This is a genomic window from Acinetobacter sp. UBA1297, from assembly GCF_002307755.1.
GTDB classification, from domain to species: domain Bacteria; phylum Pseudomonadota; class Gammaproteobacteria; order Pseudomonadales; family Moraxellaceae; genus Acinetobacter; species Acinetobacter radioresistens.
The window spans coordinates 52437-72746 of the sequence record NZ_DBUF01000021.1 but is presented as its reverse complement, the minus strand read 5'-3'; the positions used below and the strand labels follow the sequence as shown (position 1 = coordinate 72746).

The window sequence follows — 20310 nt, the reverse complement described above, 5'->3', positions numbered from 1 at the left end:
TCCTGTGTGATTTTATGAAGAGAATGGATCTGGAATTGAAGGTGCAACTGGAGTTACGGTGACTGCAGTCCCATATACGAACAGTTCAGAAGCACCTTGTGCTATATTTGAGGTAGAAAAACGAATCCCGACAATTGCGTTGGCACCCAGATTTTGGGCTTTTTCAATCATGCGGTTCATGGCTTCCTGACGGGATTCTTCTAATAATTCGGTATAACCTTTAAGTTCTCCGCCTACAATATTTTTCAGACCAGCCATAAAGTCACGTCCGACATGCTTAGAACGGACCGTGCTGCCATAGACCACATCAATTTGCCTGGTAATGTGGTGACCCGGAACAGATTCTAGATTGCTTAATAACATCTTATTTTCCTTTTGTTCATAGTTGAAGATAGAAAATTTGGACTTGAAAAGCAATAAAAAAGCCCACCGAAGTGGGCTCTCTTATAAATTATGCTTACTGTACAGCTTTCGCTTCACGGTTTGCTTTTTGTTCAGCAGTTGAAGCCGGGCGAGCAATCAAATCGGAACTGGTGGTTTTAACCCCACCACCTAGAGATTTATACAGTTCTACCTGATTATTCAGATTGGCCTGTTCAAGGAGCAACAAGCCTTGCTCGGCTGCATATGAAGCACGCTGTGCATCAAGTACAGTCAGATAGCTGTCAATACCGGCACGGAAGCGTGCATTTGCCAGACGATAGGAAGTATTGGTGGCTTCTACCAGACGACGCTGTGCAGCGACACGGTCACCAATATTTTTACGAACAGCCAGTGCATCATTAACTTCACGGAATGCAGCCTGAATTGAACGCTCATAATCTGACAGGGCAATCTGCTGATCTGTTTCAGAAATAGCAATATTGGCACGACGCGTACCCCAGTCGAAGATTGGAATATCCAGACTTGGGCCAAGCGACCAGACAAATGCACCTGATTTGAACAGGTCACTCAGGTCAGTTGAGGCATAGCCAGCCGAACCAGTCAGGCTGATCGTCGGGAACAGGCGTGCGCGTGCAGCCCCAATATTGGCTCCAGCGGCACTCAGCTGATATTCAGCAGTACGGATGTCCGGACGGTTAACCAGCAGATCACTTGGCAGACCGGTTGATAGGACATTCTGGTTCGTTACACGGCTAATACGCTTTGGTGGCAATAGGTTGTCAGGAACCTGTTCACCCACCAGTAAATTGAGCAGGTTACGGGCTTGTGCAATCTGGGTGCGATAATTCGCTACGTCATTACGAGCAGTCTCAACAGAAATCTGTGCCTGACGTACGGGTAATTCAGAATCAATCCCGACATCAAAACGTTTCCGGTTCAGATTGTAGGATTCAAGCTGGGCAGCCAGTGTACGTTCAGCCAGGTCCAGATTGGCACTGGCAAATGAATAGTTGAGCCAGGCTTGTGACACCTGACTGATCAGGCTGATTTGGGTAGAGTCACGAGCAGTCTGCGTAGCCAGGAAGGTGTCTAGTGCTGCATCTCGCAAGCTACGGACACGACCCCAAAAATCCAGCTCATAAGCTGTTACACCCAGCCCTACATTGTATGAAGTAGTCGGACCACGACCCTGACTGTTCAGGTTGTCCTGGCGTAGTACACTACCACTGGCACCAATGGTAGGGAGCTGGTTATTTTCAGAGATCTGGAACTGCTGCTGGGCTCGCTGAATGTTCAGGGTCGCCGTACGCAGGTCACGGTTATTGGTCAGGGCCAGATCAATCACCGATTTCAGGCGTTCATCTGAAAAAAAGTCTTTATAGCCCTGTGCCGCAATCGAGGTTCCACTATCTGCTTCAATATAATTGTTGGGAATATTGGCATTAGCGACTGGCTCTGGACCGCGCATGCTCTGACATGCAGTCAGGGCAAGCGCTAGAACAGACAAAGCAAAACCGCGACCTGTTAAAGTCCAGAAATTTTGCATCACGATATTTGCTCCTGATTATTTCTGTTTTTTGGTTTCTGTTTAAAAATGCTACGGATCCATACATAGAATACTGGAATAAAGAAGATACCCAGTAATGTTGAGCTGATGACGCCACCCAATACACCGTAACCCACCGAGTGCTGGCTGCCTGCACCGGCACCTGAAGACAGGGCAAGCGGCAGTACACCAAAACCAAATGCTAATGTGGTCATGATAATTGGACGCAAACGCATTCTTGCGGCATGCAGCGTAGCTTCTAACAGTTCTTCACCTTCTTCTTGCAGGTCTTTTGCAAATTCGACAATCAGAATAGCGTTTTTCGCAGCCAGACCAATTACCGCAATAATTGCAACTTTAAAGTAGATGTTATTCGAGAGGTTAGGATCTTTCGAAATCATCATACCTAAGAACGTCAGTACTACGGCACCCACAATACCCAATGGAATAACCATGAGTACCGAGAATGGAATAGACCAGCTCTCGTAAAGTGCAGCAAGACACAGGAATACGATCAGGATCGAAAGGGCAAGCAATGCAGCAGTTTGCGAGCCGGCTTCATTTTCTTCAAGTGATAAACCGCTCCATTCATAATCATATCCCTGCATACCCATACTTGGCAGCTTAGCCATGATTTCCTGCATTGCCAGCATGGCATCACCAGAACTCACACCCGGGGCAGGTGTACCCTGAATATTAACCGATGAGATACCGTTATAACGTTCAAGACGAGGTGAACCATAAGTCCATTCACCAGTTGCGAAGGCTGAGAATGGGACCATCTGGCCCTGGTTATTACGCACATACCACTTGTCCAGATCTTCAGGCATCATCCGGGTGTCTGCCTGACCCTGTACATAGACACGTTTTACACGGCCACGATCTACGAAGTCATTAATATAAGACCCGCCCCACGCAATACTCATAGTACTGTTGATATCAGCAATACTTACTCCCATTGCACCGGCCTGAGCCTGGTCAATCGAAATTTTATATTGTGGCGTATCTTCCTGACCATTTGGACGCACACCCATCAGGCGTGGGTCTTGGGCAGCCATACCCAAAATTGCATTACGAGCGGCCATCAATTTTTCATGGCCATTACCACCTGCATCTTTCAGCATGAAGCTAAAGCCCGCAGTCACACCCAGTTCAGGCATGGCAGGTAATTGTAAAGGCATAACATAGCTGGCATCTTTAGCAATAACGTTCAGTGCCATACCACGCTGGATAATTGCACCAATCTGTGCTTCAGGGGTAGTACGCTCACTCCAGTCTTTTAATCTGATAAATGCCAGACCCGCATTTTGTCCTACACCGGTGAACGAGAAGCCCGCGACACTAAATACAGACTGGACATATTCCTTTTCATTCTCAAGGAAGAAGCCGGTCATGGTGTCAACCACCTGTTCAGTACGGCTTAATGATGCATTAGGTGGAAGCTGTACCAGCGTCATGACTACACCTTGGTCTTCATCTGGAAGGAATGAAGAAGGCAGTTTCTGGAACAGCAGCACCAGTATGCCAACCACCACAACATAAAACACACCAGAAATAATACGGTGATGCAGGAGTTTGCTTACACCATTCTGATAACGGTGAGACATCCGGTCAAACTTATGGTTAAACCAGCGGAAGAAGCGGGCAAAAATATTATTGCTTGGTGCTTTATTTGGATCATGCTGTTTGAGCAGTGTCGCACAGAGCGCCGGCGTAAAGGTAAGCGCTACAATTAACGACAGAATCATCGCAGTAACCAGAGTAATCGAGAACTGCCGATAGATGACCCCGGTAGTGCCCCCAAAGAACGCCATGGGTACGAATACTGCGGTTAGCACTGATGTAATACCAATCAGGGCACCAGAAATCTGTTTCATTGACAGTTCTGTGGCAGTAACCGGATCAAGATGCTCCTCTGCCATGACACGTTCGACGTTTTCCACCACAACAATCGCATCATCTACAAGCAGACCGATTGCCAGTACCATGGCGAACATGGTGAGGGTATTAATCGAGAAACCAAAAACATTAATTACAGCAAAAGTACCTAGAACAACAACCGGAACAGCAAGTGTTGGAATAATGGTGGCGCGCCAGTTCTGCAAGAACAGGAACATCACGATAAAGACCAGAATGACTGCTTCAACCAGTGTATGAACCACACTTTCAATTGAAAGTTTGATAAACGGAGTAGTATCAAATGCCAGCACGTCTACCATCCCTTGAGGATAGCTGGTACGTAACTCTTTTAAGCGTGCCTCGACTGCTTCAGCAGTGTCGAGTGCGTTGGCGCCTGTCGCAAGTTTGATGGCTACACCGGCCGCTGGTTTATTATTATATTTTGAAATAAAACCGTAATCTGCGCTGCCCAGTTCCACCTTGGCGACATCACCAATACGGACTTGTGCACCACTTGCAGTATTTTTCAAAAAAACATTGCTAAATTCTTCAGGAGTCTGCAACAGGCTTTGTGCAGTAACTGTAGCATTTAGCACCTGATCTTTAGTCAGTGGCGCACCGCCTAACTGACCCACTGCCACCTGAGCATTCTGGCTACGGATGGCGTTAGCTACATCACTTGGAGTCAGCTGAAAACTGCTTAGTTTGGCAGGATCGAGCCAGATACGCATGGCATAAGAGCCACCAAATACCTGTACCTCACCCACACCTGCAACACGTGATAAAGGTTCAGAAATATTTGAGTTAACGTAGTCTTTAATATCAGCATCTGACAGAGAATCATCAGGTGAATAAAATGCAATGACCTGCAAGAAGCTGGCACCAGATTTGGTTACCCGCACGCCTTGGCGCTGTACATCTTCAGGAAGCAGAGCCGTTGCAGACTGCAGTTTGTTTTGAACCTGAACCTGTGCAATGTCCGGATCAATACCTTGTTCAAAATTCAGCTGGATAGATGCTTGACCATTCCCGGCACTATTTGAAGAAATGTAGCGTAACCCGTCCAGACCGTTCATCTGCTGTTCAATAATCTGGGTCACTGTATTTTCAACAGTTTCAGCAGAAGCGCCCGGGTAAGTTGCCGCAATCGTCACGGTCGGTGGAGCAATCGTCGGATACTGTGCAATTGGCATTTTGGTGAGAGTAAGTACCCCCGCCAGCATGATCACCAGTGCAATCACCCATGCAAATATGGGGCGATGAATAAAAAATTGAGCCATTCAGTCTACCCCTTATGTATTTGAAGTAGCATTTTGTTCAGCTTGTGGTTTGGCCTGTTGAGCTGGTTTTGCGTTATTGCTTCCCTGGGCCGCTGCTTGAGGCTGTAGAGGTTTAGGGTTCACTTTTTGGCCTTCTTTAACTTTGGCAATGCCTTCTACAATGACACGTTCACCTGCTTGAATACCGCTAGTCACAATCCAGTCTTTACCTTGCACACCGGCAGTTTGTACCGGACGGCTTTCTGCAAGGCCTTTAGCATTTACGATCATGGCAACCGCCTGTCCTGTCGGAAGACGGGTAATTGCAGCCTGTGGAATCAGCATTGCATTTGGAATCACTGCCTGTACGATTTTTGCAGTTGCATACATACCCGGTAACAGCAAGTGATTCGGGTTGGAGAATACTGCACGTAGAGTCACTGTACCGGTTTCCGGATCAACACTGGCGCCAGAAAATGCAAGATTCCCTTCAGTCGGATACTCGCTTCCGTCTTCAAGGCGCAGTTTAACTTTAGTGTTGTTACTGCTGCTCAGGTTACCCTGGTTCAACTGTTGACGCAGACGCAGCAGTTCAGCACTTGACTGGTTAATATCGACATAAATCGGATCAAGCTGCTGAATGGTAACTAAAGGTTCAGTCTGGCTGGCCGTCACCAGTGCGCCTGCTGTAACTGAAGAGCGGCTAGACTGACCTGAAATTGGAGCCCGTACAGTAGAGTAGCCCAGATTAATCTCTGCATTACGCAGTTCTGCCTGAGAAGCGTTAACATCAGCTTGTGCCAGTTTTACCTGAGCTACAATATCATCATATTCCTGTCTTGAAATCGCATTGGTACCTACCAGCTGACGATAACGGCCTTCTTTTACACGCAGAACATTCAGGTTTGCCTGCTGGCGGTTCAATGTAGCACGAGCACTTGCTACATTTTCGCGGTTGGTACGCGAGTCAATTTCATATAAAGCCTGTCCCTGACGGACATAGCTCCCTTCGGTAAACAGACGTTTCTGGATTACACCGCTTGCCTGTGGCCTTACTTCAGAAATCTGATAGGGTGAGGTACGTCCAGAGAGTTCAACAGACTGTTCTACACTTCGTGGCTGAGCAACCAGGACACCTACTTCAGGTGGTGGCATTTGTTGAGCAGCCGCGCCTGTTTGTGCATCCTTTGGATCTTTGCTACAACCCACAAGTGCGATACTTGTTGCTAAAGCACAAGCGGTAAGGGCCGGTGCCCAAAGCTTTGCCGATGTCATTGTTCCACCTCATTTAGATTTTTATCTAAAAATAAATTATTTTTGCCTGACTGATTATGACGAAACCATAGCCAAAGCAGAGAGATCCAAATAAAACCAATACTCCAACCCGTTAAAACATCGGTTGGGTAATGAACCCCGAGATAAACCCGTGAAATTCCCATAATGATCCACCAGCTATTCGCAGCAAGGAAAATCCAAACATAATAACGATGCTTGCGAAGTAAGAAGAGCAACAGACAAGCAAAGCTTGCAGCATATGCACTATGGGCACTTGGAAATGAGGCGCCGTAGCTCTGAACCAGGTGATATATTTCTAAGGGTCGGGGCCTTGCAATCCACCATTTCAATAACCAGACCAGCGTGCCGCTGCCGATCATTCCGAAACTAATAAAAATAACGGTTTTATATTTTTTATACCATGCCAGTCTTGAGCACCAAAGCAGTACAACAAATCCTATGACAACTGAACTACCTATTTTAGATAAGAACATTGCAAGAATATTAAGGGATTCTGTTCGGTGCTGGCTGAACCACTTTACTTGTGCCACGTCCCATCCCTGAAGCGCAGGGATGTAAGATACCAGTCCGCTAAGGACAAGCATAAGGCAAGCAATAAGCAAGAACAGGTAGGGCATGCAGCAACCTTGTATTCTAACTGATCAGTTAGGAGCCATAAATTGAAGCAAAGTGTACTGACTGGTACACTTTTTTTCAAGTCTCTAGAATTATCTTATTTTTAACTGAGCAGTTAGAAGCAATATCACATAAACGCAACAAAATTAAGTTATTTTTCTGTTTTAGACAGCGAGTTATCTACAGAATTTGCTGCTTCTTCAATTTTAGGGGGCCAGAAAAAATCACTAGGACGGGTCATAAAATGTGTCAAAACTAACTTTGCCAAAGGTTTCCATTGCTCAAAACGAACCCGTCGTGCGCGTAGAGCTACAATAATGGTGAGACTAAAACTGACAAACAAGTTAGTTAAGCCAATAAGCAGGACGCCCAGAAAAGAAACAATGATGAGGCCAAGATCTGGCCCGCCATTAATATTCATCAGACCCTGAATAAAATTGGCCGATGCAAAGGCAATATGCCGGATATCTAGGGGTAATCCTAAAATAAAACCCAGTGTTCCCATACTGCCCAGCATAATCCCAAATAGAAAGTTACCGGCAAGTGCTCCCAGATTACGTTCAATATAGGCAGAAAAACGGTCTAGGCGGTCTTGTCCCATCAGGTTTTTTAATTGGGGATGCGCTTTCAGGCGTGGTCCTACTTTACGGTAAACTGCCATATTGTCGAAATAGCCGGCAATTAGTCCCGAAAGGAACAGGCAAACACCGGCAATTGCTGCATGGGGCAGAGCAAGGGAAGTAAAGGGATTCAAGTCATGCAAAAGCTTGGTAGCTTTCATATGGGTCATTAGAGGTTCTTGCATCCCGGCTTCCCATAGCAGGGTAATCAGTGCTGCGGTTGGTATGGCTATCGAGATATTACCCAAGATTGCAATAAACTGAGTCCGGATAATATTAATAATCAGGGCTGCCAGTTCTGCAATTTGTGCGGTGCGAGAGCCTTTCTTATGCTGTACCGTGGCAGCGAGCGCTGCTGCGGTCATAGCTGGCTGTTTGGTCGCTACTGTAAAATGCAAGACATGAATCAGTACGAAGCCTAAAGAGTAATTCATGCTGAACATAAAGGCCTGCATGAGCGGAGCCATGGCCAGACGCGCCATCAGGATTTTAAGGGTTGCCATTGTGGCAATAATTACCCCGGCACCTGCTGCGGCCTTATACATTGAAAAAAAGCCCTTTTTATCGGTACTTACATAATGCTCACCGGTCCGGCTGGCATTCTCAGTTACCTGTAAGGCAATCAGCTCACTGGTAGTGGTCAATAAAGCCCGTACACTTTTTTCACTATAATGTGCCTTGACCAGCTCACTCAGCAGCTGGCTGAGTGCATCATAAGTATAAATATCTTCTACAGTGACGATATGCAGCAGCAATTCAATCCGGTCCACACATTGCTCAAGCAGGGAAAGCAGATAGGCGAGGCTTAAACTTACCCCAATACGCTTGGTAGACCGGCGAATCTTGAGCACGACATCCCGGCACTGTTCAAACATCACAAATGCCTGTGATGCATCTGGTGGCTCCATCACGGCAAACTGGTCCAGATTTTGAAGCAGCTTTTTATAGCGGACAATAAATTCCACTACTTCCCGATTCTGGACCAGAAAGGGGGATTCGTATTCGGTCAGTTCAGGATAGGCATTAATAAACTCCGGATAGAGTCCAATACCACTAATCTGGTAAGATAAAACGGTAATCGCGCGGATCATTTCATCACGGACTGACTGCTTCTCTGCCATATTGCCATTACTGCGGCTAATCAAGCTAAAGAACAGTTGCCAGTCCTGGCTATCAATATTTTCTAGCCAGTATTTGTCAGTACGCTGATGAAAGACACGGTGCAGCAGATCGGTCAGCTGGGTTTCATCATTGATCAGCGGCAAAAAGTGTGCACCTAAACGCTGGGTAAACTGATTCCAGAAACCATCTAACGATAAAATGCCGCTGTCAGCATAAAGTGCGGTTTGCCGGTAATGATTAATAATACGTAGAACAAAAGTTTGAAATGTACAGGCAGCGGCCGGTGTAATTAAAAGCGACTGAATAAATGCCCGAAATTTTCTTTCAATTTCTTCGGTATTTTTGGTATCAGCGGGGCGTAGACGGTTAACCAGCTCAATAAGAATATTTTCATCTAATACAGCTTGAGGTTGCTCAAGCTGCTGGTGCATTCTGAGAAAAAGATCTTGAAAGTTTAAATGCATAAAATTTTTAATAATATTATTGGATTCGGTCTAAAGCTAAGCGGGTCAAGTTAACCAGCGCCTGCCGGTAAGTACTCTCAGGTAATATTTCTAGTGCCTGTAATGCTCGCTCGGTTTCTTCAGTAGCACGCTTATGGCAATAATCCAGCGCTCCCGAATTTTGTACAATCGCAATAACTTGTTCAAGCTGTGAAGTACCGCCAGTGGCAATGCTGCGACGGATTAGGTCGCGCTGTTCACCTTGAGTATTTTGCATTGCTGCAATCAGCGGCAGGGTGGGTTTGCCTTCCATCAAGTCATCGCCAATATTTTTGCCGAGCGTATCAGCATCTGAAGTGTAATCCAGAATATCATCAATAATCTGAAAAGCATTGCCAAAGTGTCCGGCAAAACGACGTAAAGGTTCACGGTATTCAGGTTTGCCTGCCAGTATTGCAGCGCCTTCGGTCGCCAGTTCGAACAACCGTGAGGTTTTACCGTGAATAATCTGTAAATAAACAGCTTCTGTCGTATCTGGCTGATGCTGTGCCTGCAACTGCAATACTTCACCCTCAGCAATCTCACAGGTTCCTGTAGAGAAGTCCTTTAACAAGATCATATTGTCCAGATCAACCAGCAGATCAAATGCCCGGGCAATCAGAAAATCCCCCACTAGTACCGCAGTCTGGTTATTCCATGTCGCATTTGCTGTTGGTCTGCCACGGCGTAAGCCAGACTCATCTACCACATCATCATGTACCAGAGTCGCCGTATGCAGCATTTCAATAATGGCCGCCAGCTTCTGTGCATGCTTTAAATTGGTTTCACCACAGGCATAAGCGGCCAGTAAGCACATAATCGGACGCATGCGCTTTCCACCTGCTTCAACGACATGCTTGCTGACTGACATGACCAGTGCGACCTTGGAGCTGATTCCTTCATTAATAAACTGGTCCATCGCTGCAAAATCTTGAGCAACAGGAGCGAGAATATCTTGCTTGAAATCGATGGCCATATGAAGAAGAACCTCTTGCGAAAGTAATCGGATGCACAGTTAAACAGTGAGACGTCTAAACACCGTGACCAGCCTTTAGATAGCTGATACTTAAAAAATTAAAGCTATTGTATCCTAAAGCAGCCAGGAAGGTAGCCAAAATTCTAGGGCTTAAACCAGACGGGAGCCTTTAGTTTAAGGTCCGCTGCCTTTGAGTATATTCTTCTAAAGAACTGCTGCCATGATGCTGTTGCGCCAGACAAGATACAGCGTGGCCTTAAAAATGCAAAGAAAAATCACTGAAAATACCGGTAAGGGAAAAAGAATAGTGTGTATACAAATGTCGTCTGAATATTTTGGGTAAATTACTTGTTGTTTGATCGGTTTTCACTTAAAATCTTTGGCCTTGTATAACCCCAGTGGCGCTCGTCTTAAGATCGGTATATCCCTTTGCCGGCACGACGACACGGGCATGATTGGAGTACATTATGTACGCAGTAATCCAAAGCGGTGGTAAACAGCACCGTGTAGTTGAGGGTGAAACCCTTAAAGTTGAATTGTTGAAAGCTGAAACTGGCTCAACTATTACGTTTGACGACGTACTAATGGTTGTGAACGGCGAAAGCATTCAAATCGGTGCTCCAGTAGTCGCTGGCGCTAAAGTAACTGCAGAAGTAGTTGGCCATGGTCGTCACGACAAAATCCGCATCATCAAAATGCGTCGTCGTAAACATTACCGTAAACAACAAGGTCACCGTCAATGGTTTACCGAGTTGAAAATTACTGGTATTTCAGGCTAATTACGAGGAGTAAGAGACATGGCTCACAAAAAAGCCGGTGGTTCGACACGTAACGGTCGTGATTCAAACCCAAAAATGTTAGGTGTTAAAATTTATGGTGGTCAAACTGTGACTGCTGGTAACATCATCGTTCGTCAACGTGGTACAGAATTCCACGCTGGTGCAAATGTAGGTATGGGCCGTGACCATACTTTATTTGCTACTGCTGATGGCGTAGTAAAATTCGAGGTGAAAGGTCAATTTGGCCGTCGCTACGTAACAGTTGAAGCTGTATAAGTTTAAACTGTTTGAGAAAAGCCCACTGTAAATGTGGGCTTTTTTTATATCTAAAGTTATAGAAAAAATCTTCATCATGATGGATAAATTTCAACAAACTGCATGAAGAACATAACAAAATATCTTATATTCTCAATGATTAGGCCAGAGTTTGTCAGTTAAGATGAAACTCAAATAAATGAGATCAGGCAAATATAAAGGTGATTATATGAATATGCTTCGTAAAACCATATGTGCTATGACAGTGGGTGCAGCCACCTTGGCGCCAGTAATCAGTACCTCTGTTATCGCTGCGCCTGTGGCGGCATCGGAGCAGCAGGCAACTGCAAATCTGGTTCAGCAGCTCAAAGGTATACAAAGTCTGAGCGCCAATTTTGAACAGACCACTAAAGTTAGTGGCAATGCGCCTAAAAAGCAGAAAGGCCTGACAGCTCAACATATGAACCAGACCTTTAAAGGTACAATGAAGGTTGAGCGTCCTGGAAAATTTTTCTGGGAAACCAGCAGCCCGTCTAAACAGACAATTGTTACTACCGGTAAAACAGTCTGGATTTATGACCCCGATCTTCAGCAGGCAGTCCGTCAGTCTTTAGATGAACAGGTCTCAAATACACCAGCGTTACTGCTCTCTGGTAATACCAGCCAAATTATGCAGTCTTATCGGGTAACGCAACCAAATAAAGCCAAAACCTACTACACCCTTTATCCAAAGAATAATGAAGGGGCTTTTCAGAGCCTGACTATTAGCTTTGGTACCAACAAAGCTCCAAGCCTGATGATTTTAGAAGATTCACTTGGCCAGACCACCTATGTAAAATTTAGCAATGTAAAAGTTAATGCTTCTATTCCGGCCTCTACCTTTAATTTCACTCCGCCAAAAGGCACCGATATTATTGACCAGTAAATAAATTCTTTTAAATTTAAAAAGCTGCCTTGTGGCAGCTTTTTTATTACAGTTTCTCTTATATATCCGCTATAGAAAGGAAGGTACTATAGTTGAAATTGTGGGCTTATTATGCGAATCATCCGAACAACTTCCTGTGCTGTCTGTATTTTTTGCCTTGAAGAGCTTACACTATAGCCAGTTTTTTACCTTATTTATGATTGGCTATGATTGACCCGAAATTACTCAGAAATAATATTGAGGCTGTAAATTTAGCATTGGCAAAACGCGGTGTTCAGCTTGATGTGAAAGAATGGGCAGCTCTGGAAGTTCGCCGTAAGGAAATCCAGCAGAAGACTGAAAATTTGCAGGCAGAACGTAATGCCGGAGCAAAGCAGGTTGGTCAGCTTAAAAAAGCAGGTGAAGACGCATCAGAGATTATGGCACGTATGTCAGCAATTGGTGATGAAATCAAAGCTGCTGAACTGGCACTGGCTGAACTGCAAGCCGAGCTTGAAACCAAATCAATGAATATTCCTAACCTGCCAGATGAGTCTGTACCAGCAGGCAAAGATGAAAGTGACAATGTTGAAATTTTAACATGGGGTACCCCACGTCAGTTTGACTTTGAAATCAAGGATCATACAGACCTGGGCGAGTGGATGGGTGGACTGGAGTTTGAAACTGCCACCAAATTAACCGGCTCACGTTTTAGTGTACTTAAAGGTCCTCTGGCGCGGCTGCAACGTGCTTTAACCCAGTTTATGCTCGATACGCACACCCTTAAAAACGGGTATACCGAAGCGTATGTACCTTATCTGGTAAATGCTGATTCCCTGCGTGGCACAGGCCAGCTACCAAAATTTGAAGAAGACTTATTCAAATTGCAGGGGGAAAAAGAATATTACCTGATCCCGACTGCAGAAGTACCTGTAACGAATTTTGTGCGTGACGAGATTATTGATACTGCTCGCCTTCCATTGAAATATGCAGCGCACACGCCATGTTTTCGTAGTGAAGCCGGTTCTTATGGCCGTGATACCCGAGGCCTGATCCGCCAGCATCAGTTTGATAAAGTGGAAATGGTACAGATCGTTAAACCGGAAACATCCATGCAGGCACTTGAAGAACTTACTGCCCATGCAGAGGGCATTTTGCAGGCACTGGGTTTACCATATCGCAAAATTTTGCTATGTGGTGGAGATATGGGCTTTGGAGCTACTAAAACCTATGATCTGGAAGTGTGGGTGCCTAGCCAAAATACCTATCGCGAGATTTCCTCTTGTTCTAATATGGGGGATTTTCAGGCTCGCCGTATGAAGGCCCGCTACCGTGTAGACCAGAAAAAAACCGAATTTGTGCATACATTAAATGGTTCAGGTTTGGCTGTTGGGCGTACGCTATTGGCTGTGATGGAAAATTACCAACGTGCTGATGGCTCGATTGAAATTCCTGAGGTATTACGTCCATATATGGGCGGACAAGAATTTATTGATTAATTGATCAATTCAAAAAGCTAAATCATCTGATTTAGCTTTTTTATGAACTAATAAATTAAAATTAATACGCAAGTTATGACGTGCTAATTATCGTTCCATAGTTTTTTTTAAAGTCTCGCTAGGTTTTTCACCAAATGCTTCTTTATATTCAATAGAAAGCGACCTAAATGCGTAACTCCCCATTTGTATGCAATCTCAGTAATATTAATTTTATAGCTTGATTGGGAAATTTCATTATAAATACATTTAAGTCGGTAATGTCGAATATAGGCATTCGGGCTGCATTTTAAATATTTTTTAAAAATTGTATTTAATTTCTTTTTACTTAAACCCGAAGCGTATTCCAGATCTGAAATTTCAATTTTTTGCTGTATATTTTTTTGAATAAATTCTAATAACCGATTAAGAAAATTGGGGTAGTCCAGAGTATTTTTATAAATCAAATCACTGTAATTGTTTGGCTGTGACAATAATAATGATTTGACAATAATATATTCAAAATCTGACCGCATTTCTTGAAAGAAAGAGGCATTGGTAAAATTATGCGTAAAGTTCTTGATGCTGTCGATTAAATCCCACCAGGCTTTAATTTTGGGATTGTGACTATCCATTACATTCTCAAAAATAAGAGGTTGTATTACGGGTTGAGAAATTAAATCAGATAAGATTTTTTCAACAAAAGTTTTTGAAAAAGAAATGAAGGTTTGAATACAGTTTTTATCGATGATTAATTCAAATTTATCTTCAGGAGAAACAATTGAAGCCTGATCATGACATGCATAGAAAATAGCACCATCTTTTTTAAATAGGGGACGTCCATTTTTAGGGCGCGTAATACAAAAATAGTTCATATCCTCTTGGTCATGGGTTTTAAAAATAATATCTTTACCGTAAGTTAAGTCACCAATAATCATACGACCGATCTGTGAACCATGAAAACTAAAATCTAGAGGTTCATATTTATTCGAGTCAACTAAATCATGTAGACCAATAATTAAATCAAGGCAGTGCCTGGCATCATGAATATTCTGCGTGTGAGACTGAATTCTAGAAATAGACCTATGTTGCTGACTATACATAATTACCTCTATCCTTAGCTTGCTGATATTTTCTATGCAAAAATCAATCCATAATCTTTGCTTTTGTGTTTTATCTCATCTTAAATAAACTTATTTAAATCAAAATAATATAAAAATACTGATCTGGTAATTCATTAGAGTGCAGGTAAGTTATTATTTAAAAGTGATAGGCAAGCCTAAGCATGGGGCTACTTGCTGTCGCTCCCCGTCCTGCTTCCCCTGATTCATTATTACCATACTTGTTTTTCCAGTATTGATAGGCAACTCCAGCTTTCAATTTTGGCTGGTGAACAGATATGTCTTTCAATAAAGAATACATGAGTGACATATCGACAAAAATTTCACTTGCCGTCTTGCCACCGGTTTCATTTTTGCCTTTAGGACTCATCCAAACACCAATTCCCTGATAATTCCAATTACTTTGCATTACTGGAAAATCCCAAAGTACTTGTAAGGCAAGATATGGATCATACGTGTATTTACTGGTTAAAACATTGGCATCATTGCTTTCATAATAGCCCAGTAAACTTAGATTTAAATAACCAGGTACATTTAGGGTGATACTTGGACCGGCAACATACATTTGACGATTAGAACCATAGTCATCATTTTTGGTATTCCAGTCAAAACCAACAGTGAAGCCATAGCTTTTTAACCAGACAGAATCTTCGATTTTGTGTTGTGTAATACTTGGAATATCCAAGGTGTGCCGATAAATAACATAAGCTTCTTGAGCTCCATGACCAGATGCTTTATTGGTATTCGGCTCATTGGATGATTGGTGCATATTTAATTGGAAAAAATTGGTCCCATAGGTATAGCCACTTAAGTGAACCAAACTAAATATGTACTTTTCAATATCAATCGCATTACCTTGTGCATCATTTTTAAAAGGTTCAGAAAAGTCTCTTCCATAACTGGCTGCTAAAGAGGTATTGCTCCAATTAGCCGCCAATGTAGTTGTCGTAAGAAAGCAGCATAAGACACCTGCACTTAACTCATGTAATAAAAATTTCACAATAAAATCCTCCTTAAAAAAATAAACCGACAGTAAATGTGTCGGTTTAGGGGGTTAACGAATATTATATTTTTCCAGTATGGGTAAAACATGGTCACGGAAGTATGGAAACTCGCGGCTATAATCAAGGAAAGAAAGCGTTGTACCCCCGAAGCCTGCTTTATGTAAGTCAATAATGCCTTGAGCAACGTGTTCTGGGGTCCCTACCAGAGGAAAACCGCCATGGCCAACACTCATGGCCTCACGAATCGATTGTTGAACTTCTTTTGGAAAACTTTGAGCATGCGCGAACATTAGACTCATCAAGTTATCGACAGCTACCACGTCGGCATTGTTGAGTTGACGATCCCATTCAGCCTGGGCTTCTTCTTGCGTTGGACGGCAAATCACGCGTGAAAAGGTCATCACATTAACTTTGCGATTCACTTTAAGACCTGCTTGTTTTAATTCTTCAATTTCAGTTTTACTCCGACCCAAATCAGAGGCTGGCGTAAACAGGAAGTCTGCATTGTTTACTGCAAACTCACGACCATTTTTAGAGCCTGCTGCATTAAAAATTGGAGGGTGGACTAGGGGTTTCGGTTTTCCATAAGTTCCTTTAGTTTTGAAAAACTTGCTTTCGAAATCAAATTTTTCTTCACTGGTCCATACTTTTTTAATTAAATCGTACCAGTCTTGTGCATACCCATAGCGTGTTTCATGGTCGTCGGGTAAATATAATCCTAAAGCTTCATATTCAGGTTTGTTCCATCCGGCGACAATATTTAAACCAATACGACCTTGGCTGATTTCAGATAATGTTGCAATCTGTTTGGCAACAACTACAGGATGGTTAGGTACTGTCTGAATTGTTGCAAAGACAGTAATATCTTTTGTCAAGGCTAGTAAAGCAGCTGCCCACGTCATGGTTTCCAAAATAGTACCCTGGAAATCTGTCTGCCCTCCATAGCCAGTAAAGCGTGCAATCGGTAGCATGAAGTCGATCCCCGCCTCATCCAGCATTTTACCAAGTTCTAAATTCTTCTCCCAACTTGCATTCCAACGATCTTCAAGTGTTGAAACGGTCATGCCACCTGAACAGTTTGAAGCAAATGAACCTAATAAAAACCGGTTATTATTAAAAAAGTGATGTTGTTTCATTTTGAAAATCCTTTAAACAAATGAGTCGGGTTACACACCAGCAAAAGTTTGGTGTACATTGGCCTGTTTATACTGTCCGTTATGGAATACCAGTGGATTACCCATTTGATTACGGCACGCTTCAATTTGGCCAACGATGATGTAATGATCACCCGCTTCATGCAGTTCATACTGACGACACACAAAAGTCGTGAGGGACTTGTTTAAAATTAGTATGCCCATGTACTCTTCTACATCATCGAGTCCCTCGAATTTGTCATCCGCAGATTTAGAAAAATGTTTTGATTCTAAATACTGATCTTCATTAAGAATATTGATTGCAAAGTATTCTGCCTGTTTGAAATCTTCAAAATGGGTTGCTGACTTTGCGATATTCCAGAGAATAAGCGGGGGGCCAGTGAAACTGATGTGAAGGAGTTGGCTGTCATTCCTATTTTTTTTTGATTCACATCTAGGGCAGTCACTACCGTAATACCTGTGGCGTATTGACCAAGTAGTTGACGAAGTGACCGTGGTTCAAGTTGTATTACTGGGGTCATTACATTCAGCATAATCATATTCCTTCATAGAGGCTCGAAGAGTCAGAACCTTATTCCTTATTCGCCAACAGGTTTATTTTCACTTGACGGCCAAGTGGGCATCAATTCATTTGAGGGGAGCGTTTCATCCACAAGTTTCTTCGCAGTTTCAATACCTGCAACTGGTAGGCCGGTTGGGTCTAGTACCCCGATCTGTACAAGCAGGCTTGCCTGATCCCAGTAGATATGCTCATGGCAAAGTTTTGGTCCACGGAATTTGATAATTCCGAGCATTGGAATTTCGACATATTTGCCTGTTGGCTTAATTCCTGGAATTAACCAATCGATTTCTTCATCATGGGTAAAGCTCATGATGAATTCATCCACCACTTGCGTAGAGCCGACAGTGCGTGAAATTGGAGTTAATTTCATGTCTTTCGGATTGTTATGTATAAAGTGATACTGATAAAAACGTGCAAGTTGTTTATAACCCACACCACCTGTTAAGGTTGGGATATGATTTACATAAGGTTCAGCAACCATGGTTGCCATCGTATCTGGCACATTTCGCGTATCAAATTCGAAACGGACGTGTTCTTCCCATAGGGCAGCGAGGTCATAGTGTGGACCAATTGCTTTGCGGAGTGCCGTAATACTGCGCTCATGTGCCATTAATGCACTTGGTTTGTCATAGTGCATACTGTTCGGACGAGCAAATGCATGATCTACGCCTAGGTAGACATAGGTTTCGATCTTTGTATTATCTTTTAATGCAGAAAGAATTTTTTCCCGTGTGTTGGTATCACAGAATTGGTCAAGTTCTGCAAAATGCAAAACCAGCTTAGACTTGATATTCTTCGCTTCATCAAGATTCTGTTCAATACCTACGCCGTAGTACGACACTGCACAACCTAATTCCGGAATACGGCAAGCAGCCAGATAAGCGAGTTTTCCGCCTAAGCAATAACCGACTAAACCTATACTTGTTTCCTGATTTACAGTTTCTAAGTGTTTAAGGGTATTGATAGTAGACTGAATATCTTCAATACCTGTGTCTTGATCAAATTTGGTATATAAGTCGAATGCTCTCTGGCAATCGTCATCGGTATAACCGAGTTCAACATTAGGCTGAATGCGCCAGAATAAGTCTGGCACGATTACGGTGTAACCTTCTTCCGCCAGAAAGTCTGCTTTTTGGCGCATCACTTCATTTACACCAAAGATTTCCTGGCACAAAATCAGGCCTGGGCCTTGGCCTGCTTCTGGAACGGAAAGATATGCTTTAAACGGACCTGTTGCTGTTTGGACGTCAATATAAGATCCAGCCATGATAGTAATCTCCTGAATAATTAGATCTATCATCGACATCATCAGGAAATTTGACTATCCAAATTAAGTTCAAGCTTTATCCATTTTTGCACCAGCTGATAAACCAAAGATGGCAAGTTTTTTGCTATTTATTTACTTTTTAACATCCCGGTTCAAAGGGATGATGATAAAATATTGCAGTGATATGAGGGTAAAATTTGTGGATATTTTTCCAATCTCTTTAAAGTTGCAGCAGCAACCTTGTCTGATTGTAGGAGGAGGAAAGATTGCTTACCGCAAAGCGGTCTTGCTCTCTCAGGCAGGTGCCATCATTGATGTACTGGCACCCGATATTGACCCGGCACTGGCAGAGATTGTCATGCAAACAGCCGGACAGCATATTGCACTAAGTTATCCGGCTGATATTAAATTAAAACAGTATCGTCTGGTTATTGCCGCAACCAATGTTGCAGAGGTAAACCGGCAGGTTTTTCTGGACTGTGAGACAGATCATGTTTTAGTGAACAGTGTCGATGACCCTCCACATTGCCGTTTTATGGTGCCAGCAATTATTGACCGTTCACCCTTGGTAATATCGATTGCCAGTAACGGAACATCACCAGTATTATCGCGCCAGATTCGAACCCAGCTCGAAGCGACTATTCCCTATGGAATGGGTAAACTGGCTGAATTCTCTGGAAAATGGCGTAGTCGCGTTAAGGAAGTAATAGTCAATCCTGATGAGCGCCGGATATTTTGGGAAGAGCTGTATGCCAGTCCGCTTAAAGAACAGGTGTTTAATGACAGGTTGACCGATGCAGAGCAGCTAATCGAGCAGGCCCTCTCAACCTGGAAAACGCCAAAAGGTGAGGTCTACCTGGTCGGGGCAGGTCCGGGTGATCCAGAACTACTTACTTTAAAGGCCCTGCGTTTGATGCAACAGGCCGATGTAGTCATTTATGACCGTCTGGTCTCTGGACCTATTCTGGAACTTTGCCGACGTGATGCAGAAAAGGTGTATGTTGGTAAAGCGCGTTCCCACCATGCCGTACCGCAAGAAGGAATTAATGCCTTATTGGTAAAGTATGCACAACAAGGAAAGCGGGTTTGCCGTCTTAAGGGAGGTGACCCGTTTATTTTTGGACGTGGAGGTGAGGAAATTGAAGAGCTGTTTGCAGCAGGTATCGCATTTCAGGTCGTGCCGGGTATTACTGCGGCATCTGGTTGCTCTGCTTACGCCGGTATTCCATTAACTCATCGCGATTATGCTCAAAGTGTACGTTTTTTGACGGGGCATTTAAAGGAAGGTTCACCGGAACTGCCATGGTCAGAGCTGGTGTATGAGAATCAGACACTAGTACTATATATGGGTCTGGTAGGACTTGAGAAAATCTGTGAAAGACTGATAGAACATGGCCAGCGCCTGGATATGCCGGTTGCACTGGTTTCTAAAGGTACTACACCAGAGCAGAAAGTAGTAATCGGCACACTGGCAGATATTGTCTCTAAAGTTTCAGAACATCAGATTCAGGCTCCGACCTTAACGATCATTGGTGAAGTTGTTCGTTTACGTGAACAGTTGCAGTGGCAGTAATACTTAACTGTACCATT

16 protein-coding genes and 1 pseudogene are annotated in these 20310 nt (G+C 43.5%); 5 read left to right on the top strand and 12 right to left on the bottom strand.

Translation table 11 applies throughout. From position 1 onward, the window contains the following. Nucleotides 1-12 precede the first annotated feature (12 nt). From B3R63_RS09850 to sdsA, 7 genes are all read right to left on the bottom strand, one after another. The gene (locus tag B3R63_RS09850) at nt 13-363 is read right to left on the bottom strand and encodes a YbjQ family protein (protein ID WP_005015884.1); all 351 of its coding nucleotides are present in this window, start codon (nt 361-363) and stop codon (nt 13-15) included. A gap of 94 nt (nt 364-457) precedes the next feature. Continuing rightward, nucleotides 458-1930, bottom strand: coding sequence for a multidrug efflux RND transporter AdeIJK outer membrane channel subunit AdeK (gene adeK, locus B3R63_RS09845; RefSeq protein ID WP_005406922.1), 1473 nt, complete (start codon nt 1928-1930; stop codon nt 458-460). After that, nucleotides 1930-5109, bottom strand: coding sequence for an efflux RND transporter permease subunit (locus B3R63_RS09840; protein WP_286730844.1), 3180 nt, complete (start codon nt 5107-5109; stop codon nt 1930-1932). Before B3R63_RS09840 ends, adeK begins: the two co-directional genes overlap by 1 nt. A gap of 12 nt (nt 5110-5121) precedes the next feature. Further along, nucleotides 5122-6363 (bottom strand): efflux RND transporter periplasmic adaptor subunit, encoded by a 1242-nt coding sequence (locus tag B3R63_RS09835; protein WP_286730841.1) that lies wholly within the window; start codon nt 6361-6363, stop codon nt 5122-5124. Continuing rightward, entirely contained in the window at nt 6360-7001 is a 642-nt protein-coding gene (locus B3R63_RS09830; protein WP_119878494.1) for a phosphatase PAP2 family protein, read from the bottom strand. The genes B3R63_RS09835 and B3R63_RS09830 overlap by 4 nt, the downstream gene beginning before the upstream one ends. A gap of 149 nt (nt 7002-7150) precedes the next feature. Then, nucleotides 7151-9205: a site-specific recombinase gene (locus tag B3R63_RS09825; RefSeq protein ID WP_286730834.1), complete on the bottom strand. Its 2055-nt coding sequence runs from the start codon at nt 9203-9205 to the stop codon at nt 7151-7153. A gap of 16 nt (nt 9206-9221) precedes the next feature. Next, nucleotides 9222-10199 carry an All-trans-nonaprenyl-diphosphate synthase gene (sdsA, locus tag B3R63_RS09820; RefSeq protein ID WP_005015869.1) on the bottom strand — a complete coding sequence of 326 codons (978 nt, stop codon included), beginning with the start codon at nt 10197-10199 and terminating at the stop codon, nt 9222-9224. A 467-nt stretch (nt 10200-10666) separates the two neighbouring features. Between sdsA and rplU the strand changes: the two genes are divergently transcribed. From rplU to serS, 4 genes are all read left to right on the top strand, one after another. After that, nucleotides 10667-10978, top strand: coding sequence for a 50S ribosomal protein L21 (gene rplU / locus B3R63_RS09815; RefSeq protein ID WP_005015865.1), 312 nt, complete (start codon nt 10667-10669; stop codon nt 10976-10978). Nucleotides 10979-10996: 18 nt separating this feature from the next. Further along, nucleotides 10997-11254, top strand: coding sequence for a 50S ribosomal protein L27 (rpmA, locus tag B3R63_RS09810; RefSeq protein ID WP_005015863.1), 258 nt, complete (start codon nt 10997-10999; stop codon nt 11252-11254). A gap of 208 nt (nt 11255-11462) precedes the next feature. Next, entirely contained in the window at nt 11463-12158 is a 696-nt protein-coding gene (gene lolA / locus B3R63_RS09805) for an outer membrane lipoprotein chaperone LolA (RefSeq protein WP_005015860.1), read from the top strand. 206 nt (nt 12159-12364) lie between these two features. After that, a complete protein-coding gene (gene serS / locus B3R63_RS09800) occupies nt 12365-13636 on the top strand; it encodes a serine--tRNA ligase (protein ID WP_248132662.1) in 1272 nt (423 codons plus the stop codon). A gap of 107 nt (nt 13637-13743) precedes the next feature. Here serS and B3R63_RS09795 read toward each other — a convergent pair whose 3' ends face one another. From B3R63_RS09795 to B3R63_RS09775, 5 genes and pseudogenes are all read right to left on the bottom strand, one after another. Beyond that, nucleotides 13744-14715 (bottom strand): helix-turn-helix domain-containing protein, encoded by a 972-nt coding sequence (locus B3R63_RS09795; protein ID WP_286730819.1) that lies wholly within the window; start codon nt 14713-14715, stop codon nt 13744-13746. A 157-nt stretch (nt 14716-14872) separates the two neighbouring features. After that, the gene (locus tag B3R63_RS09790) at nt 14873-15733 is read right to left on the bottom strand and encodes a hypothetical protein (protein WP_286730816.1); all 861 of its coding nucleotides are present in this window, start codon (nt 15731-15733) and stop codon (nt 14873-14875) included. A gap of 54 nt (nt 15734-15787) precedes the next feature. After that, the gene (locus tag B3R63_RS09785) at nt 15788-16873 is read right to left on the bottom strand and encodes an LLM class flavin-dependent oxidoreductase (RefSeq protein WP_286730813.1); all 1086 of its coding nucleotides are present in this window, start codon (nt 16871-16873) and stop codon (nt 15788-15790) included. Between the two features lie 30 nt (nt 16874-16903). Further along, nucleotides 16904-17412: pseudogene (locus B3R63_RS09780) on the bottom strand (flavin reductase family protein). 57 nt (nt 17413-17469) lie between these two features. Beyond that, nucleotides 17470-18720: a dienelactone hydrolase family protein gene (locus B3R63_RS09775; RefSeq protein WP_286730810.1), complete on the bottom strand. Its 1251-nt coding sequence runs from the start codon at nt 18718-18720 to the stop codon at nt 17470-17472. 199 nt (nt 18721-18919) lie between these two features. Between B3R63_RS09775 and cysG the strand changes: the two genes are divergently transcribed. Further along, the gene (cysG, locus tag B3R63_RS09770) at nt 18920-20293 is read left to right on the top strand and encodes a siroheme synthase CysG (RefSeq protein ID WP_286730807.1); all 1374 of its coding nucleotides are present in this window, start codon (nt 18920-18922) and stop codon (nt 20291-20293) included. The last annotated feature ends 17 nt before the right edge of the window (nt 20294-20310 follow it).

Bases quoted from the DNA above. Each gene is read 5' to 3' on its own strand.
- B3R63_RS09840 (WP_286730844.1), bottom strand. From the start codon at position 5,109: ATGGCTCAATTTTTTATTCATCGCCCCATATTTGCATGGGTGATTGCA.
- B3R63_RS09825 (WP_286730834.1), bottom strand. From the start codon at position 9,205: ATGCATTTAAACTTTCAAGATCTTTTTCTCAGAATGCACCAGCAGCTT.
- B3R63_RS09785 (WP_286730813.1), bottom strand. From the start codon at position 16,873: ATGAAACAACATCACTTTTTTAATAATAACCGGTTTTTATTAGGTTCA.
- B3R63_RS09795 (WP_286730819.1), bottom strand. From the start codon at position 14,715: ATGTATAGTCAGCAACATAGGTCTATTTCTAGAATTCAGTCTCACACG.
- sdsA (WP_005015869.1), bottom strand. From the start codon at position 10,199: ATGGCCATCGATTTCAAGCAAGATATTCTCGCTCCTGTTGCTCAAGAT.
- B3R63_RS09850 (WP_005015884.1), bottom strand. From the start codon at position 363: ATGTTATTAAGCAATCTAGAATCTGTTCCGGGTCACCACATTACCAGG.
- serS (WP_248132662.1), top strand. From the start codon at position 12,365: ATGATTGACCCGAAATTACTCAGAAATAATATTGAGGCTGTAAATTTA.
- lolA (WP_005015860.1), top strand. From the start codon at position 11,463: ATGAATATGCTTCGTAAAACCATATGTGCTATGACAGTGGGTGCAGCC.
- adeK (WP_005406922.1), bottom strand. From the start codon at position 1,930: ATGCAAAATTTCTGGACTTTAACAGGTCGCGGTTTTGCTTTGTCTGTT.
- B3R63_RS09830 (WP_119878494.1), bottom strand. From the start codon at position 7,001: ATGCCCTACCTGTTCTTGCTTATTGCTTGCCTTATGCTTGTCCTTAGC.
- B3R63_RS09775 (WP_286730810.1), bottom strand. From the start codon at position 18,720: ATGGCTGGATCTTATATTGACGTCCAAACAGCAACAGGTCCGTTTAAA.
- rplU (WP_005015865.1), top strand. From the start codon at position 10,667: ATGTACGCAGTAATCCAAAGCGGTGGTAAACAGCACCGTGTAGTTGAG.
- B3R63_RS09835 (WP_286730841.1), bottom strand. From the start codon at position 6,363: ATGACATCGGCAAAGCTTTGGGCACCGGCCCTTACCGCTTGTGCTTTA.
- rpmA (WP_005015863.1), top strand. From the start codon at position 10,997: ATGGCTCACAAAAAAGCCGGTGGTTCGACACGTAACGGTCGTGATTCA.